We start from the raw sequence: 19,307 nt of genomic DNA, 5'->3' as shown, positions 1-19,307 counted from the left end.
AAATATATGTGAAGTTATTTGGCTACGCAAATTGTAAATATAATTTCATTACAAAATAAGGTTAACCTTATTTTATAAAATGGTGCAAAAGCGGGAATAAATGGTGTTTATCGGGTTGTGTAGTTTTTTCTGAATGTTAGTGGACTGGTTGAAGTATGCTTACGGAAGAAGTTACCAAAATTAGAAGCGTCAGAAAAGCCTAATTGATGCGCTATTTCAGCTATGCTTAAATTAGTGAATTGAATCAGTGATTTTGCCTCCTTTATAAGCCTGCCATTAATATGCGAAAGTGCTTTTTTATTTGTTTCAGTTTTAACGGTTTTAGATAAGTGACTAGCACTGATATTTAATAAGGTAGCATATTCTTTAACTGTTCGTTTTTCGAGGTAATGAACATTCACCAATTTTAAATATTGATTTGTAATGGAATGACTAGAATTTATTAATGGTTGTAATTCATTTTGAATCTTAGTAAATTCTTTTAGATTATAGAGTAAAGCAAGAAATTTATGTGTAGTAACTTTGGAAAAGACATCTATATTTTCATAAGATTTAAATACCTCTTCAAATACTGGTAATAATTCTTGATATTTATTATTTTCTAGTTGAAATAAGTTGATGTTTAAAATATTAAAAAATGGGAATTCATTAAAAAAATCAAATTTTAAAAAATTAAAGTATTCCTGTTTAAAATAAATGAGATAACCTTCCGTATTTTTTTCTTTGTAAAAACTATAAATCAAGTTTGAACATTGAAAGGTGAGAAATGACTCTTTTATATGGTCATCTTAATTGTTATATATAACATTGGTTTTTCCATTAGATGTTATTAAACCGATAAAAAAGAAATCTCTACGAAATGGAGCTTTGTAAATTTCATCTTTATGGCTCTTCTAAACGCATACAATAAAACATAGGATTTTTAGTCCTATGATTGACAGGTATTGATTCTAGAAAATCATTAATAGAAGTATAAAAAGGAATACTTTTCTCTTTCATTAAATCTCTATTCTTATATAGTTAATGTTTGTTTTGAATTACAAAGAAAAGATATTTAGAAAAACAATCATAGTTATAAGTTATTTGATAGTAGTTTATTATAATAAGTTAAATTATTTTTTTTATGAGATTTTATATCGGTTAAACTGAATTTATCTCTCAAAACCTTCATATCCTCACTTACTTTTTTATCCAAAATTTTTGCATAATGTTGGGTAGTCCGTAAATTTTTATGCCCCAACATTTTACTTACGCTTTCTATAGGAACGCCATTTGTAAGTGTTACGGTGGTTGCAAAAGTGTGGCGTGCAATATGAAAAGTTAAATCTTTTTCAATTTCACAAACACCTGCAATTTCTTTAAGATAGGCATTCATTTTTTGATTACTCAAAATAGGGAGCAGTCTGTTTTCGTTTATACATTGCGGGTGCTGTGCGTACTTATCAATTATCATTTGTGTAACAGGGAGTATGGGGATTTTTGAAGCGGATTCTGTTTTTTGTCTGTGAGTAAATATCCATTTCTCTCCATCGATTCCAATACTTATATGCAGTTTTGTTAAATTTTTGACATCAATGTATGCTAATCCTGTAAAGCAACTAAAAAGGAAGATATCACGAACTAGCGATAATCTTTCTGTCTTAAAATCTTTATTCAATATGGTTTGGATTTCTTCTTCTGTTAAATAGACACGCTCAACTTCTCTAACTTTTGCTTTATAATTGGCGAATGGATTTTTGTCTAGCCAATCATTGGCCAAACATATCTTTATGATTTTACCGAAATTCTTGATGTACTTGACTGCTGTGTTATTATTACAATTTCTAACGCTTCTTAAATAAAATTCATACTCTGTTATGAAAGCATGATTGATTTTTGCAATATCTATATCCGATATTTGATATTTCCATTCTAAAAAAGCTATTGTGTGTTTTAAAGATGTTTTGTAACGCTCTAATGTTCCTGGAGCATATTCTTTTCCAACCAGTTCTTTAATTTTGTTATTATGATCTTTGAAGATTGGAATTAACATTCTTTGTTTATCATCAACACCTTGAAGTTTAGATTTTAAAACTGCTGAGGTTGCAGTTATTTTGTCTTTTAATATTGTGTGGTGTGTATCATAAACTTGCTGCTCTAACGTTTTAAGATACCTATTTAAAGATTTTACTTCTTCGGATTTACCTATCACTTTCTGAAGTTTACTATCCCATAAATCGGGTGCTACATATCTTTTTGATGCAATTTCTTTTGGTTTTCCGTTAATGGTTATCCTTAAATAAATTGGGGCTGTGCCATTGGCTTTGATTTTACTTTTCTTAATCAAGAAGAGTAAGTTGAATGTTTTGGTCATTTGTGGTAACTTTTTAGGTTGATAAAACTATCTCTTAAAACCACTTGAAACAAGATGTTCAAAACGTGAACTCCTTATTATACAAGTGTTTCAGCGTTTTCTAGTGACCTATTTGAATTTTAAACAATAGGTCACTAAATAGGTCACTGAAAGCATACCATTTAATGAACTTTATGGGATAGTCACAAATGAAAAAACGCCGTAAAACATAAGTTTTACAGCGTTTTGGTTGAGTTTTTCAAACTCTTAGCGGAGAAAGAGGGATTCGAACCCCCGGACCTGTTACAGTCAACAGTTTTCAAGACTGCCGCATTCGACCACTCTGCCATTTCTCCTGAGCGTCTCACGATTTCTCGTTTGCGAGTGCAAATATAACAAGTCTTTTTTGTTATACAAGTCACATTCCTCTTTTTTTAAATTTTTTGTTGATCATTTTTAGCTAAAAAAGATACGTCTAAAAAATAAACATAGAAATAACTAATCTAAAAAGAAACCCCTATATTAGTGTTACCCCTATGAATAACCATTAGTTAATTACCTCTATAAAAAATTATGCTATGAAAATTTTAATTGCAGAGGATGATGCATTAATATTGAGTACTTTAGAATTTAGATTAAAAAAAGATGGCTATGAAGTGATAACCGCAGTAGACGGACGTGAGGCTTTAAAAAAAACCGAAGAACATATGCCAGACTTAATTATTTCTGATATTATGATGCCTTATGTTTCAGGATTAGAAATTGTTGGAGCTGTTAAAGAAAAATATAAAGACCAAATTGCTATTATTATCTTAACCACAATGGGACAAGAAGAAGTTGTCTTAGAAGCATTTCAATTAGGTGCTGATGACTTTATTCCTAAACCTTTTAGTCCAAGTGAATTATCTATTAGAATTAAAAGATTTGCCTTAAGAAGAAAGTAATGATACAATTAAAACCTTTAATATATCTATTTTTGGGTACTTCATTGGTCTTGCTTCTTTACATGCTTGTTATTTTGTTATTAAAAAATATAAACAGAAAAAAATACATACGTTGGACATCAATCTGTAATAATATCATAAACAATACTGTATATTTTGATAATAAAGGTATTGAACAAGATAAAAAGCGAATTAAAAACTTACTTGTTCTAAAAACTTTTAGAAAATTAATTACCAACAAAATATTATTAGCTACAAAAAGCTTTTCAGGAAATGCTAGTGAATCCTTAAAAGACCTATACCTACAGTTAAAACTTGACAAATATGTTTTAAAAAACATTGATGCAAAAAACTGGCATATTAAAGCAAAAGCTATTCAAGAAATTGGAGTGATGAAACTAGAGGGTATGCAAGATAAGGTCTATAAAAACACCAATCATAAAAACGATTTGGTTAGAGCAGAATCTCAAATTACCATCATCAGATTAACTGGTTTTGAAGGGTTAAAATTCTTAGACACATTAACTCAACCTATATCAGAATGGTATCAAATTATATTGCTAAGAGAACTATCACATTTTACCTATGATAGTTTTAATGGTATTGATATTTGGTTAAAATCTAAAAATAATAGTGTGGTAATATTTGCTTTAAAATTGATTGATGAATATCACCTTTTTGAACTTTATAACGAAGTTTTATTATGTATAGAACATCAATCAGAAAAAATTAGACAACAAGCTATTAAAACCATTGCTAAAATATTTAACAGCACCACTCCTAGTTTATTTATAAATATTTTTGACAAAGAAGTATATGCTAATAAACTAGTCATTGCAATTGCACTACAAGAAATTGGAACAGATAATGAAATTCCTTTTTTAATTGAAAAACTACAAACAGAAAACATTCAATTAAAAACAATACTAACAAGGACTATTGCAAAAATCAACCCCAATCAATTTGAGGATATCTGTAATAACTCAATTTCCAACCATTATCCAATGGATTTAATTGTTAAACAAATAAAAGAAGAAATTACCATATGAGTTGGCAGTCTTTATTATTTGATTTTTTCAGTTTTGGAATAATGATGTATTCTATCATACTCATCACTTCCTATATATTTATTGGTATATACTCCATTGGAGAAACTAGATATTATCTAAATAAAAATAGCTTTACAGATTACAATGCTATTTCTTCCTCATCAGAAGCTCCTAGAGTATCTATCATTGCCCCTGCATATAACGAGGGCGCCACAATTATTGAAAATGTAAGATCCTTACTTTCTTTACATTACAACAACCTAGAATTAATTATAGTAAACGATGGTAGTTCCGATGATTCTTTAGAAAAATTAATAGCCAAATACGATCTATATAAAACCTCATATTTTGTTGATTCACAAATCAAAACAAAGCCTGTTAAAGGAGTATATAGAAGTAGGAAACTAATTTACAGAAAACTAATTGTTGTTGATAAAGAAAACGGTGGTAAAGCAGATGCTTTAAATACAGGTATTAATATTTCTAGTTATGAATACACTGTTTGTGTTGATGTTGATTGTATTTTAGAACAAGACTCTCTTTTAAAACTAGTAAAACCATTTTTAGAAAACACTGAGGAAAAAGTAATTGCTACTGGTGGAGTAATTAGAATTGCCAATAGTTGTGTTATAGAAAATGGTAGATTGATTAAAGTAAACCTCCCTAAAAAGTTTTTACCTAGAGTACAAACGCTAGAATATATTAGAGCTTTTTTATTAGGTCGTATGGCCTGGAGTAGATTAAATGGTTTGTTGTTAATTTCTGGAGCTTTTGGTGCTTTTGATAAAGAAATCGCCATTAAATGTGGTGGTTATGATACAGAAACTGTTGGTGAGGATATTGAATTAGTGGTAAGAATGAGGCGTTATATGGAAGAACTCGATTTACCTTATAAAGTTAGTTTTATTCCCGATCCTTTGTGTTGGACTGAAGCTCCTGATAGTTTTAAAATATTAGGAAGACAAAGAAACAGATGGACCAGAGGAACTATTGAAACACTTAAAATTCATAAAAAAATGTTTTTTAATCCAGATTATGGAATTTTAGGAGTACTAAGCTATCCTTATTGGTTTTTCTTTGAATTTTTAGCACCTATCATAGAATTTTTAGGACTGATTACTTTTATCCTTTTTGCTGCTTTTGGATTGATTAATTGGAGCTATTTTATCCACCTCCTTTTAATGGTTTTTAGTTTTGGGGTTTTATATTCAGTATTTGCTATCTTAATGGAAGTACTAACTTATAACCAATACAAAAAACAAAGTGAAATTATAAAACTAGTGTTTACTGCCATGTTAGAACCTATTTTCTTTCATCCTTTTGTTGTCTATTCAGCAATTAGAGGAAATATAGATTACCTAAGAAAAAAGAAAAGCTGGGGAGAAATGACCAGAACAGGCTTTGGAAATACTGACCAAAATACAACATCATGAAATCAATAAAAGAAACCTCCAAATTTCATCAGTTTTTAGAAGCCAACAGAACTTTTGTTGGTATTTTCTCTGTTTGGCTTATGGTACTTTGTTTTGTATCTATTGGAGAAATTATTTACAATGGTATTACTAACGAATACCCTAAAAACATTGTTAAAGTTGGTTTTTGGTCAATTACCCTAAATATAGTCTTTTGGATAAAATGGTTGTTTTATGAATATACTATCTACACCATTTTATTTATGATAAATAAAAGAATTGCCAAAATTACTGCCTATATATTTATTCTGATATTGGCAATTATCCATTTGTGTTTGATACAATATTTTAACACAGCTTTAGTTCCTTTAGGGGCAGATATTTATAGCTATTCTATAGCAGATATTAAACAAACTTTAGGTTCCGCTGGAGGTGTTGGTGTTTTGCCTGTGATAGGAATACTAATTTTTTCTGCTTTATTAATATTTGTACTACATATTGGTTATAAATTTTTAAAGCTACCTTATAAAGTTGCTTTTTTATTCCCTATTATTTCTATTCTATTGCTTTTTGTTAATACCAACAGCATTTCACAATCTTTAAAATTAAATTCAGATTTTGAAAACAACTTGGTACTAAACAAAAGTGATTTTTTTTACAAAAGCACTTACAAACATTTTTATCCTGAGGTATATGAAATGGATATTTATGCTGATAGTTATATTGGAGATTATGAAGGTGACGAAGTAAAAATATTGTCTTTTGAATATATTGATGAAGAAAATTATCCATTCTTACATCAAAACAACAGTCCCGATGTACTTAGTACTTTTTTTAATAAATCTGAGAAAAAACCCAATATTGTAATCATTTTAGTTGAGGGATTAGGAAGGGCTTTTACCAACAAAGGAGCATATTTAGGAAACTTTACTCCTTTTTTAGATTCATTATCAAACCAAAGTTTGTATTGGAAAAACTTTTTAAGTCAAGGAGGAAGAACCTTTGCGGTACTACCTTCATTAATGGCTTCACTCCCATTTGGAGAGAATGGATTTTTAGCACTTGGAGATAAAATGCCTAAACATTTATCCTTGTTTAATATTTTAAATAATAACGGATATCAAACTTCTTTTTACTACGGAGGTGAGTCTAGGTTTGATAACATGAAATTGTTTTTACAACTAAACAATGTAGCCATAAATGATTACGATAGTTTCCCTAGCAATGCAGTTAAATTACCTGCCTCATCTACTAGTGGATTTTCTTGGGGTTACAGTGACAAAGCCATGTTTAAACATTTTTTAAACAACCAAAAACAAAACGATAAACCTAGTTTAAGTGTATTATTAACCGTTGCCACACACAGTCCATTTTTAGTAGAAGAACAAGATAGGTACAACCAACGATTTGAAGAAAGATTAGATGAACTTAATCTTGATGAAAAAACAAAAAATACTCGCAGAAACTATAAAGCTCAATTTGCTTCTGTTTTATATGCTGATGATGCTGTTAAGGAATTTATAAACGAGTACAAAAAAAGACCAGACTTTGATAATACCATATTTTTAATTACCGGTGATCACAGATTACCAGAAATTCCTATGGCTACTAAAATAGACAGGTATCATGTTCCTTTAATCATATATTCTCCTATGCTAAAAAGAACCGAAATGTTTGCTTCTGTTTCTACACATTTTGATATTGCTCCTAGCCTATTATCTTATTTAAAAAATAGCTATAATATTAAAACTCCTAGTGTTGCCAGTTGGATGGGTGATGGATTAGATACTATTCGCAGTTTTAGAAACATCCATAGCTATCCTTTAATACAAACCAAAACAGATATTAATGATTACGTTTTAGGGAATTATCATTTAAACGGAGATAATTTATTTGAATTAAATCAAAATATGGGGGAAGCTAATTTACAGGATGAAGACATTAAAAACAGAATACAAAACTTATTTAATACCTTTAAAAGAAAAAGTCAAAGCATTACTGTTGATAAAGCTATTATCCCTGATTCTATATACCAGAAATACACAAAATAATTGTTTTATTTATTTAAGATAAGTTGTTCTTCATCAAGAATGGTATTTAGCAATGGAAAGTAAAATTGCCAAAAGAAACTTTTTCTTTCCATAGGTCTAGATTCATCAAAGAACATCCATTTAAAATATTCAATTCCTTTAAAATATGAACTAGTTATGCTGATTGGATTATCAGAAAAATCTCCAGAAAAGTAATAAAACCTATATCCTCCCCTTTTATGTCTAATCACTGCAGGAAAGTTTTTAGGAATTTTATTAGCCTTTAGTTTTTTTGCACCATGCTCATTTACCTCTAATTGATAGCCAGAAATTATTTCGTTAACATTTGGATCTATATTGATAATATCAAACCAAAAAGAATATTTTATTTTTTCTGGTAAGCCAAATTGTTCTTGACCTTTTTTACCTGAATGGATATAAGGCAATTCTTTATTTAAATCTAAACTATCTTCTAAAACCACAACTCTTCCCCCATTATTTACAAAGGCAATTCCAGACTTTTTAAATTTCCATCCTTCATCATTGTATTTTTCGTAGTTCTTAACTAACCATTTAGGAAGTTCTAAATTTTTAATAGTATCAAAACTATCAAAATAACGACCTGTCCACCCTGTCCATTGCATACCAAAAAGCTTTTCAAAACCACGTCTATTACTTAAAGTTGTTGGAGAAGCAATGGTATTAAACTCCGCTAAAATCAATTTCTTTTTAGCTTTCATATGAGTTAAAAACTCTAAGTCTTCTTGACTTAAACCTCCGTATAATTTACCATATCTTATTTTAGTAGAATCTTTGGTATACCACTCATTATTATAAATTCCATAAGTATCTGTATAGTAAGCAAAATCAACATCTTTACTTAATTTTTCTAATTGATCTCCTGTAAATCTTTCTAAACCTTTGGTTCTAAATTTTTCATCCTCTTTAGGAAAAAAACCAAAATAATCATGGTCTACTTTATATAGTTTTGTTGGTGTTTTGGTTAGCTTTTTATGGTTTAACATCCAAGTAAGCGAAATGTGTTCTTGACCACTATTGGTCAAAACCGTTTTATCTACAATAGAACCTAATAAATGGGTTTTAGGAGTAAATAGCCAAAACAACCACATCCACAAAGGAAGAAACAACACAACAGCTCCAATAATATATATATGTTTTTTTTTCATTTATCTAAAACGTCTTGAATAAGTCACTCCAAAATCAATTTGATTTCCTCTTGTATCTAATCTATACTCTTGATTTTCAAAACCAAAACTTAAAGTAATTACATTAAGTTTTTTAATGGTTTTTCTGTAGTTTAAGTTGATGTTACTAGCTGATAAATTATTACCCGAATTCCCAATAGTATTAGCGTTAGAAGAATCATCGGGAGACAAACCTGTACCAACTCTAATTCCTATATAATCATCTGTACCACTGTAATAATATCTTGTTGAAAAAGAAATAGATTTAGATAAATCACTTTCTGATGGAGTTAAATAAGTTCTAAAATTAAACCAAAAACTTTTGTAATATTTACCAACAGATGCAGTATAAATCCAAGTATCACTACTAAAGTTTAAATATCTAAAACCTGCTTCTATCTCAAAACTTTTTGGTAAATCATGATACAAAGAAAGTCCAACTCTGTAATTAGGAAAAATACTAGCATTGGAATAACCAACATTCATATAAGCCCTAAAATTTTCTGTAAAACTTGGATAGGCATCTATTTCGTATTGAAATCCGTTGGTTAAAAATCTATTCGCATAATTTACTCTAGCAATTACAGAACCTATTGGCGTTTGGGTGCTAAAATCTACACTTGCCAATTGCCAAGGATCTCTACCATTAAAACCATCATCAAAATAAACATACTCATAAGACACACCCACTTGACGTTTAAAAGAATTGTCTTTAATTTTAATTAGCATGGCTCTAGCTTTTTCGTTTTTATCATCTTTTTCTAAAATAGACTCTACAACTTCTTCTGCCTCAGGCCATTTTTTTATATCATTTAACAACCTTGCTTTGTACAACAATAAATCTATGGAGTTAGGATGATGTGACAACCCAGAATTAATCACTTTTAAAGCCTCTCTAGAATTATTGTTCCAAAATTCTAAGTTGGCATATGCAACACTAGCTTCTTCATTATCTGGACTTTTTGCTAACACTCTTTTAAACTCTTTTCTAGCATCTTCTACTTTGTCAGACCAAGTATAAATTCTCCCTAAAAAAATTCTAATATCAGCGTAATCCGGACTTTTTTCTAAAGCTTGTTTGCTTAACTGTATTGCTTTTGGATAATTATCTTCATCAAAAGCAGCTGTTCTAGCTTGTAAAAAAAGTTCATCCGATGAAAAATCTTGAGCAAAACCAAATTGACAACAACAAATAAATATTAAAAACAAAGTAACTTTTTTAAAAGTCATGCAATTATGCCTCATAAGGGGAAATTATTTAATGATTAATAAAGTTAGGAAAAAAGTAGGCTTTAGCTATGTTTTATCTCATAATATATTCTTATTTTCATTAAAACTTATCTATAAGAAATTCTCTTATAAATTAATCATTTCTATAAAAACAGTAACCTCTATGAGTAACTTAGATAAAAACACGAATCAAAAAGAAATTGAAAGACTACAAGCCTTACTTGATTACGAAATCTTAGATACCGAAGATGAAGAAGATTTTGATAGAATTACCAGACTAGCATCTTTAATATGTGAAACCCCTATTTGTTTGATTTCTTTATTAGATGGAAATAGACAGTGGTTTAAATCTAAACAAGGGATAGATGCTACAGAAACTCCTAGAGAGATTGCTTTTTGTAATCATGCCATTATGCAAGAAGATGTTTTTGTGGTAGAAGATGCTACAAAAGATGATAGGTTTAAAAACAATCCTTTGGTTACTGGAAACCCTAATGTTAAATATTATGCCGGGCAGCCACTAGTAGATCCTAACGGAAATGCCTTAGGAACTTTATGTGTTATAGATACTGTTGCTAGAAAAATTACAGATCAACAAGCTGAGGCTTTAGAAATACTAGCAAAAGAAGCTACCGAATTAATTGTTAAAAGAAGAAAAATAGAAGAACACAAGCACTTTGGAAAATTGTTTTTACTTTCTAAAGACTTAATCTGTATTGCAAATACCAAAGGTTTCTTTAAAAAAGTAAACCCTGCTTTTACCGATCGTTTAGGATGGGAATCCGATAAATTATTAAAGAATTCCTTTTATGATTTTATTCACCCAGACGATGTAAAAAGTACTCAAGAAGAAATTAAAAAACTTAGAGAAGGTGAAGAAGCCATAAACTTTACTCATAGATTTAAAACTAAAGATGGGGATTACAAAGTTTTACAATGGGTAGCAACGCTTGAGCCTAAGACAGATAATATATTTGCCAATGCACGAGATATTACCGAAGATATTAGTCTAACCCTAAAGTTAGCCAATAGCGAAAAAAGATTCAAATCCTTTTTTGAAAACTCTCAAGGTTTGATGTGTACCCACGATTTAAATGGAAAATTACTTACCGTAAATGAGTCCGGTGCTAAGGCCATTGGATATACTGTTAAAGAAGTACTTAACTTTACCTTATATGATATTGTTCCCAAAGAAAGACACGAAAACATAGACAATTACTTAATAGCCATTAAGCAAAATAAGATATTTAAAGGTCAAATGGTTACGATATCTAAAGATGGGTCAAAACGTATATGGTTTTTTAGCAACACTCTTCAAGACAACGAACTAGGAGATGATTACATTATTGGTAATGCCGTAGATATTACAGAGCAATATTTACTTGAAAAAGATTTAACCAAAACAAAAATCTTATTAGAAGAAACTAATAAAGTTTCTAGAATTGGTGGATGGGAAGTTAATTTAATTACCAACAAAGTTCACTGGACAAATATGACCAGAGAGATTCACGAAGTTGATGACGACTTTGAACCTAACGTAGAAACAGGAATCAATTTTTATAAAGAAGGTATTTCAAGAGAAATCATTTCAAAAGCAATTGAAGAGGCTATTACCCAAGGTAAAAGTTGGGATGTAGAGTTACAACTTATCACCCAAAAAGGAAAAGAAATATGGGTAAGAGCCATAGGTAATCCTGAATTTAAAGACGGAAAATGTGTAAAGATTTTCGGTACTTTTCAAGACATCAATGTCCGTAAACTTGCAGAAATTCAAATCAAAGAGTCTAAAAAATTATTAGATGATGTAGTAAATGCTGCTACACAAGTAAGTATTATAGCAACCGACTTAGAAGGAATTATAACCGTTTTTAACAAAGGTGCCGAAAACTTATTAGGATACACTAGCGAAGAAATGGTTGGTAAGCAAAGTCCAGCTATTATACACAGTATAGATGAAGTCCAAAAAAGAAGTGTTGAGCTAAGTGAATCAGAGGGTGAAAAAATAGAAGGTTTTAGAGTTTTTGTTCATATGGCCGAAAAAAACGGTTCTGAACAAAGAGAATGGACTTATATAGCTAAAGATGGTAAAAAACTAATTGTATCATTAGTGGTTACCGCCATAAAAGATAGTAACAATCAAATTATTGGATATTTAGGAGTAGCAACCAATATCACCATAAGAAAACAAATTGAAAATGATTTACTAGCCGAAAAAGCTAGGCTATCTGCCTTTGTAAAAAATGCTCCAGCTGCAGTTGCTATGTTAGATAATAACATGAACTACATAGAGGTCAGTAAAAAATGGATTGATGATTATCACTTAGAAAAAGAAGATATCATAGGAAAATCGCATTACGATATTAATCCTGTATTAGGAGCTGAACTAAAAGATGTTCATAAAGATGTATTAACAAAAGGTGTTGTTCATAAAAAAGAAGAAGACCAATATGTTTCTAAAACCTCAGGAAACAAACATTTTATTACCTGGGTAATGAGGCCGTGGTATACTTTTGATCAAAAAATTGGAGGTATGATGATTTTTACACAAAACATCAGTACCATGATTAAACAAAAGGAAGAACTTAGAAAAGCAATAACACTAGCAGAACAAGCTAGTATTGCTAAATCTGAATTTTTAGCCAATATGAGTCATGAAATTAGAACTCCTTTAAATGGAGTGATTGGTTTTACTGATTTGGTTTTAAAAACCAACCTAACAGAAACACAACAACAATACTTAAATATTGTTAATCAATCTGCAAATGGATTGTTAAATATTATTAACGACATTTTAGACTTTTCTAAAATTGAAGCTGGTAAATTGGAATTGGATATTGAAAAATGTGACGTTTATGAAATTGGAGCACATTCTACCGACATTGTCAATTATCAAATCCAGAAAAAAAACCTAGAGATGTTACTAAACATTTCTCCAGATATCCCAAGATTTATTTGGGCTGATGCTATCAGGCTAAAACAAATCCTAATCAACTTATTAGGAAATGCTACTAAGTTTACTGAAAGAGGAGAAATTGAATTAAAAATGGAGATTTTAGAAAGTAAAGAAAACTTAAAAACCATCAGATTTAGTGTAAGAGATACTGGTGTAGGAATCAAATTAGACAAACAACAAAAAATATTTGAAGCCTTTTCTCAAGAAGACTCTTCTACTACCAAAAAGTATGGTGGAACTGGTTTAGGGTTAACCATTTCTAACAAACTTTTGTTAATGATGAATAGTAAACTTGAATTAACAAGTACACCTGGTGTTGGAAGTATTTTCTATTTTGATCTTACGCTAGATACAGAGCGAGGAAAAGAAATTGTTTGGGAAAATTTAGATTCAATTCATAGTGCTTTAATTGTAGACGACAACGACAATAACCGAAGTATTTTAAAACAAATATTAAAACTTAAAAACATTCACTCCGATGAAGCTAAAAACGGTTTTGAAGCATTACAACATTTGGCAGATAACAAAATATATGATGTAATTATCATGGATTATCATATGCCATATATGGATGGAATTGAAACCATTCAAAAAATTAGGAATAGTTTTTATCCTTCTCCTAAAGATTCTCCTATCATTTTGCTTTATAGCTCTTCTAACGACTCAGATATATTCCCAAAATGCAAAGAACTTGGGGTTGCAAAACGTTTAACTAAACCTGTTAAAGCACATGATATTTATGCGACTTTATCTCAGTTGCGAAACCAAAACAATGAATCTAACATCATTTTAGAAACTGAAACAAAAGACAAACCAATTCTTGATAGCGAATTTAAAATCTTAATTGTAGAAGATAATAGTGTTAATAGATTTTTAGCCAAAACAATTGTTAGTAAACAATTACCTCAAGCCATTATAACAGAAGCTGTAAACGGATTAGAAGCTGTTAAATATTATAAAGAAGATAAATTTGACATGATTTTAATGGACATACAAATGCCAGAAATGAATGGGTATGAAGCGACATTAAAAATAAGAGAACTTGAAAAAGAAAATGGAACCCACACTCCTATTATTGCCGTTACTGCAGGAAATGTTAAAGGAGAAAGAGAAAAATGTTTAGGTATAGGTATGGATGATTTTTTAGTAAAACCTATTGTAGAAAACAATCTAATATTAGTGTTTGATGAGTGGCTTTCCATAAAAGAAACAAGTGAAAAGAATATAGAAAAGAAACTTACTTTAGAAGAAAGTAATGAACATTTTGATATCAATCAACTTAAAACCTATTATGGTGATGACCAAGAAGCTTTAAATCAAGTACAGCAATTGGTTAAAGAACAATTAGAAGAATCTATAAATACTCTTAAAAACCATATCAATAACAAAAGTCTTGAGGGACTTAAACAAATAGGTCATAAATTAAGAGGAACTACCTCTACTGCTGGAATGAGTAAGTTGTCTGAAATGGCAACACGATTAGAACAAATAAACGCTATTGACGAAGTTGATTTAGATATGATATTTAACGAAATTCAAGAAGAAATTATCCTTATTAAAAAACTGATGAATTAAAACAAAAAACCTCATAATCATATAGATTATGAGGTTTTTATTTAGAATCTAACTTATAATTATTCAACTAAATTGTTATCCCTTTTTTTTCTTAAACACTCTTCCTCTTGGCTCATCACTTTTGTGAAGCACAATATCTGAATGTAAAAATTCTGCTGCTGCTGCAGAATCTTTTACTTTTATAGCACTTCTTTTTAACATTTCTGATTCAAAATCTTTTAATACCGAAGTCCTAATTCCAACTTCTTTCCACAAAGATAAAGGCCTACAACCTTTTGATATGCCACGTGCTAAAGCTAATGCATCCAACAAAGCCTGATTGGCTCCTTGTCCTTTAAAAGGACTCATGGGATGCGCTGCATCGCCAATCAATGTTACCTGTTTTCCTTGCTCTAAAAATTCTGGTTTAAGCAACGCTCTATCATACACCGGATATCCAGTGATTTCAGATTCTAAGGTCGCTTCCAAAATCTGAGGAATAGGATGATGCCAAGGAACCCTAGTATAAGCCTCTGCTTTTAAAGCTTTAGCCCCTTTAGCGCTTAACTCTTTTGCCTCATCTTCTAACATCGGAAAACTTAATTGCCACATTACAGAATCTTTTGTAAAAGGCATCATATAAATACGCTCATTCCCATTAGCTGTTTGAAATACCGTTGCTGAATCTAACAAAGGACTACTTACTCCCTCTAAAAAATTTAAAGGACAAATTCCTAATATTACAATGCACCCCAAATAACGTAAAGGAGTAATTTCATCACCAATCAACAATTTTCTTACAGAACTACGAATACCATCTGCACCAACCAAAAGATCTGATTTGGCTGTTTTCATCTTTCCATTTACCTGAAAATCAAGAGTTACTTCATCATTTTCTTGTTGTTTAAAATCAACCAATTGATGTCCCCATTGTACTGTATTGTGTTTGTCAAGTTGCTCTAACAATGCTAAACGTAAAGATTGTCTTGGAATATGAACATTTGTTCGTTTTGATGATGTCGCAACATCGTCGGTTTCTAACCATTTTCTCATTCCCCATTCTCCTATTATTTCTCCTTCCATTGTGTGTACCACATGCCTAGTAGACACCACCCCATCTTTTAATGCGAAAATACCAAAGCCCTCAATTGCTTTACTCGCCTGTTGTAAAGTAAGTCCATAACCTTGAGATCTGGCATCAAAACGATCATCACGCTCATAAAGAGTAAAAGGAATTCCTCTGTGTAAACAAGCCACAGCCAATGCCACTCCCCCAATTCCGGCTCCAACTATGGCAATATGCGGATAGTTGTCAGTGTCTATAAGAGGTTTTATTTCAGAAAAAATCAAGCCTGAACCCTTACAATCATGGCAAACATAAAGCTGCCCCTTTGGACGAACTGGAAGTTTTCCTTCTCCTTTTGATTTTTCAAACTGCTCTAATGCTCTTTGGTATTGAAGACGAACTTTCTTTTGAATTCTTCGTCTTTTTTTACCTTGTCCATAACACGATTTGCAAGTTGACCAATATTCCTTTTTACTTTCCTCCTTATTCACTTCCCTTTGATTAAACTTGAATTTTACATTACTAAAATACTTCTTATTGTCTTATTAGAAAATACTTTCACAAGATTAACTTACTTTTACAAACCTTATGGATTCATTAACACAAATAGTATTAGGGGCTGCCGTTGGAGAGGCCATATTAGGAAAAAAAGTAGGTAACAAAGCCATACTTTATGGAGCCATTGCTGGAACCCTTCCAGATTTAGATGTATTGGCTTCTTATTTTACAGATACAGTAACCGCACTTTCTATACATAGAGGGTTTACCCACTCTATTTTATTTTCTGTCCTATTTGCACCTATTTTCGGTTGGATTGTTTCTCGTTATGAAAAGTATAAAAACTTTAAAAACTGGTCTTGGCTGTTTTTTGGTGCCTTTATCACACACCCTATATTAGATGCACATACTACATGGGGAACACAATTATTTTGGCCTTTTGATATAAGATTGGCCTTTAAAACCATATTTGTTGTTGATCCATTATACACCTTACCTTTTTTAGTGTTTTTAATTCTTGCTTTTAAACAAAAAAGAAACACTAACAAACGTAGTATTTACAACAAAACTGGATTGATTATCAGTACTACTTATTTAGCACTCACTTTCCTTTTAAAAGCTATTGCTTATAAACAATTTAAAACTGATTTAGAGAGTAAAAACATAACTTATTTACAAATAGATACTAGACCTGCTCCGTTAAGCACCATACTTTGGAGTGCCAATGTAGAAACCAAAGATGCTTACTTATTAGGAAATTATTCTTTTTTTGATAGTCAACCAATCACCTTTATAAATTACCCTAAAAATCATGATCTTTTAGGAAAGTTAAAAACAAACCCTAAGGTTAAGCAAATGATTGCTATTTCCGAAGGTTGGTACACCATTAGTCAAAAAAATGGGAATCTATATTTTAACGATTTAAGGTTTGGTCTTTTAAACTTTAACCCCGATGCTACAAACTTTGTATTTCAATACAAAATAGAAGTAGATATAACAGGAAAAGTCAATTTTATAGAAGTTCCTAAAAACAAAAAGGATGGTAAAAAAATGCTATCAGAATTGTGGACAAGAATAAAGGGAAACTAAAAAACGGTATAAAGTGTTGTTACAATAATTCCTTTATTATTTTTTAATACAACCGAATTTAACTCCCTTGCTTCCTTTACTTTAAAATTAAAAGGATGTGCTAATATATTTAAGCCACTTTGTTTTTTTATTCTAATTCCTTGACCAGAAATAATATCTTTATTAGGAATAAAATCACCTTTAGGAATATGCTCTGTTAGCACAATATATTTATATAAAGCTAGTTTTTTCAATACTTCTTGAACCTCTTTATTAGATAAATGTTGTAAAACTTGTCTTACAATTACACAATCAGCAGTTGGTAAATCATCTACAGCAATATCTAAACATTTAAAGGCTAAATTTTCAATCTTAAATTGTTTTTGATTGTAATCAATTAAACTTTTTACAATATCTACGGCAATGTAATTTTTGCAAAATTGCACCAAGTTTTTACCAATATTAAAATCTCCGCAGCCTAAATCACATAGTGTAAGAGGTTCTTTAAAAGAGGATAAAAAAGTTTTTAGTGCTTGAACATATGGATTTACAATTTCAGGCAAATGTGATCCTTCTCCAGAATAAAACAAATCATCATTACCTCCCCAAAGTTTCATCTCATACACCTGTTCCATCGCATCCTTAGTTGGCCAAGGCTTTTTAATTTTAGGTATATCCTTTTTATTATTCATCAACTAATTACTCATCTCTTTTACAAAATCGTTTTTCAAAAATACACTTAAAACACGTAAGTATAAAAACAGTAAATGCCCTTTTGAAAATCAAAAGGGCATTTTAACATAAATAATTTAACCATTATCTCCTTTGCGATCCGTTTGTAGGTCTTGGAGCATTATCAAATTCTTGTTCCGAAATAAATCCATCTTCATCTGTATCTAACTTAGAAAAACCATCTTTTAAAGGTCCTTTTACTTCATCTTTAGATAATTTTCCATCTTTATTAGCATCCATATGCTGTAAAATCTGAGTAAAGTTAGGTCGCTCTCCTCCTTCTCTACGTCCTCTTTGTGAATTTCCATCTCTTGGTCTTCTGCGTTCTTCTTGCGCTACTTCTCCCATCAAACAACGACTTACATAAGGAAATTCATCTGTAACCAAATACATGTATTTTCCATCAATAGTAATTCCGTTACACTCATCTAAATCACCTGCTCCTTCAACATATTCAAAATCCGAAGTATAAGTTCCATCGTGATGATCTACAACTGGAACATCAATAGTTTTCTTTGGATTAGAGTAAGTACAATCTTCTCCTTCTCTATTTCCATCAACCAACTTGTAACTTGACTTGTAAGTTTTGCTTTTAGAATAGTAAATAGGATATCCATCGTGAGCAAAACCTATATGGATTAAATCCTCGCCTGTATCATTATTTTTTATCATAGAAGTTGGACTACCGTGATAATGATACGCACCTGTAGGCTGCACGTGAGCATTGTTAAAATCAAGACCTAAATCAATTAAATTCTGAAAAGCTTCTACTTTATAATTTTCTCCTGTTTCACAAACCACAACTTCGGCAGTTCCAGGCTCAAACTTTACACCATTTATAGCTACCCCTGGTTCTCTTACCCATTGTGGCTCTCCAATCCACTTGGGTTGTAAAGGGAATTCATAAGTTTTATTTTGCGCAGAAATACGGTTTGGATTTCCTTTTCTTGGAAACTCACCAGTTTCGTGATCTGGTAAAGAATTAGTAACCATAACACGTTTGTTATTGGTAATTGTTACTTTGGTTTTGGTTCCAAAACTTTCATCTTCTAAATCATAATCGCCAAAATAATCGTGTTGATGAGCTTCATCAGCTCCATGGGTGTGTCCATCATGACTATGAGTATTGCTCTTTTTATGACTATGACAACTTGCTAAAACGCTTAGGACAACTGCCCCAACAATCAAATGTTTTTTATTCATCTTTAATTTATCTTATTTTTTAAAACAGTAT

At 30.6% G+C, this 19,307-nt stretch carries 13 protein-coding genes and 1 tRNA gene; 6 read left to right on the top strand and 8 right to left on the bottom strand.

Annotation, left to right across the window (positions count from 1 at the left end):
• Nucleotides 1-107 precede the first annotated feature (107 nt).
• The 3 genes from AXE80_RS05625 to AXE80_RS05615 form a co-directional block, all read right to left on the bottom strand.
• Nucleotides 108-743: a helix-turn-helix domain-containing protein gene (locus AXE80_RS05625; protein ID WP_068825262.1), complete on the bottom strand. Its 636-nt coding sequence runs from the start codon at nucleotides 741-743 to the stop codon at nucleotides 108-110.
• Between the two features lie 329 nt (nucleotides 744-1,072).
• Nucleotides 1,073-2,353, bottom strand: coding sequence for a site-specific integrase (locus AXE80_RS05620; protein ID WP_068825260.1), 1,281 nt, complete (start codon nucleotides 2,351-2,353; stop codon nucleotides 1,073-1,075).
• 250 nt (nucleotides 2,354-2,603) lie between these two features.
• Nucleotides 2,604-2,688 (bottom strand) — tRNA-Ser (locus AXE80_RS05615).
• A 222-nt stretch (nucleotides 2,689-2,910) separates the two neighbouring features.
• Between AXE80_RS05615 and AXE80_RS05610 the strand changes: the two genes are divergently transcribed.
• Genes AXE80_RS05610 through AXE80_RS05595 form a run of 4 tightly spaced genes read left to right on the top strand, consistent with a single transcriptional unit; the run spans nucleotide 2,911 to nucleotide 7,788 of the window.
• On the top strand, nucleotides 2,911-3,276 hold the full coding sequence (locus AXE80_RS05610; RefSeq protein WP_068825258.1) for a response regulator transcription factor: 366 nt from the start codon (nucleotides 2,911-2,913) through the stop codon (nucleotides 3,274-3,276).
• Nucleotides 3,276-4,325 (top strand): HEAT repeat domain-containing protein, encoded by a 1,050-nt coding sequence (locus AXE80_RS05605; RefSeq protein ID WP_157359352.1) that lies wholly within the window; start codon nucleotides 3,276-3,278, stop codon nucleotides 4,323-4,325. Before AXE80_RS05610 ends, AXE80_RS05605 begins: the two co-directional genes overlap by 1 nt.
• 41 nt (nucleotides 4,326-4,366) lie before the next feature.
• The gene (locus tag AXE80_RS05600) at nucleotides 4,367-5,758 is read left to right on the top strand and encodes a glycosyltransferase family 2 protein (RefSeq protein ID WP_237340638.1); all 1,392 of its coding nucleotides are present in this window, start codon (nucleotides 4,367-4,369) and stop codon (nucleotides 5,756-5,758) included.
• Nucleotides 5,755-7,788: an LTA synthase family protein gene (locus tag AXE80_RS05595; protein ID WP_068825252.1), complete on the top strand. Its 2,034-nt coding sequence runs from the start codon at nucleotides 5,755-5,757 to the stop codon at nucleotides 7,786-7,788. The genes AXE80_RS05600 and AXE80_RS05595 overlap by 4 nt, the downstream gene beginning before the upstream one ends.
• A gap of 5 nt (nucleotides 7,789-7,793) precedes the next feature.
• Here the strand turns inward: AXE80_RS05595 and AXE80_RS05590 are convergent, their stop codons facing one another.
• Both AXE80_RS05590 and AXE80_RS05585 read right to left on the bottom strand, forming a co-directional pair.
• Nucleotides 7,794-8,954 (bottom strand): hypothetical protein, encoded by a 1,161-nt coding sequence (locus AXE80_RS05590; protein ID WP_068825251.1) that lies wholly within the window; start codon nucleotides 8,952-8,954, stop codon nucleotides 7,794-7,796.
• Nucleotides 8,955-10,217, bottom strand: coding sequence for a YaiO family outer membrane beta-barrel protein (locus tag AXE80_RS05585; RefSeq protein WP_083194589.1), 1,263 nt, complete (start codon nucleotides 10,215-10,217; stop codon nucleotides 8,955-8,957).
• Nucleotides 10,218-10,365: 148 nt separating this feature from the next.
• On the opposite strand from AXE80_RS05585, the gene AXE80_RS05580 reads away from it, so the two are divergent.
• Entirely contained in the window at nucleotides 10,366-14,730 is a 4,365-nt protein-coding gene (locus AXE80_RS05580) for a PAS domain S-box protein (RefSeq protein WP_068825247.1), read from the top strand.
• A 75-nt stretch (nucleotides 14,731-14,805) separates the two neighbouring features.
• Here AXE80_RS05580 and AXE80_RS05575 read toward each other — a convergent pair whose 3' ends face one another.
• Nucleotides 14,806-16,266, bottom strand: coding sequence for an FAD-dependent oxidoreductase (locus AXE80_RS05575; protein WP_068825245.1), 1,461 nt, complete (start codon nucleotides 16,264-16,266; stop codon nucleotides 14,806-14,808).
• 97 nt (nucleotides 16,267-16,363) lie between these two features.
• Here AXE80_RS05575 and AXE80_RS05570 point away from each other — a divergent pair, with 97 nt between their 5' ends.
• On the top strand, nucleotides 16,364-17,362 hold the full coding sequence (locus AXE80_RS05570; RefSeq protein ID WP_068825243.1) for a metal-dependent hydrolase: 999 nt from the start codon (nucleotides 16,364-16,366) through the stop codon (nucleotides 17,360-17,362).
• On the opposite strand, the gene AXE80_RS05565 is transcribed toward AXE80_RS05570, so the two are convergent.
• Nucleotides 17,359-18,033, bottom strand: coding sequence for a class I SAM-dependent methyltransferase (locus AXE80_RS05565; protein WP_068825241.1), 675 nt, complete (start codon nucleotides 18,031-18,033; stop codon nucleotides 17,359-17,361). The genes AXE80_RS05570 and AXE80_RS05565 overlap by 4 nt on opposite strands.
• Before the next feature lie 124 nt (nucleotides 18,034-18,157).
• Nucleotides 18,158-19,276 carry a YHYH protein gene (locus AXE80_RS05560; protein ID WP_068825239.1) on the bottom strand — a complete coding sequence of 373 codons (1,119 nt, stop codon included), beginning with the start codon at nucleotides 19,274-19,276 and terminating at the stop codon, nucleotides 18,158-18,160.
• Nucleotides 19,277-19,307 lie beyond the last annotated feature (31 nt).

Origin of the sequence: Wenyingzhuangia fucanilytica (assembly GCF_001697185.1) — a bacterium.
Classification (GTDB): domain Bacteria; phylum Bacteroidota; class Bacteroidia; order Flavobacteriales; family Flavobacteriaceae; genus Wenyingzhuangia; species Wenyingzhuangia fucanilytica.
This window is presented reverse-complemented; position numbering and strand designations above follow the sequence as displayed.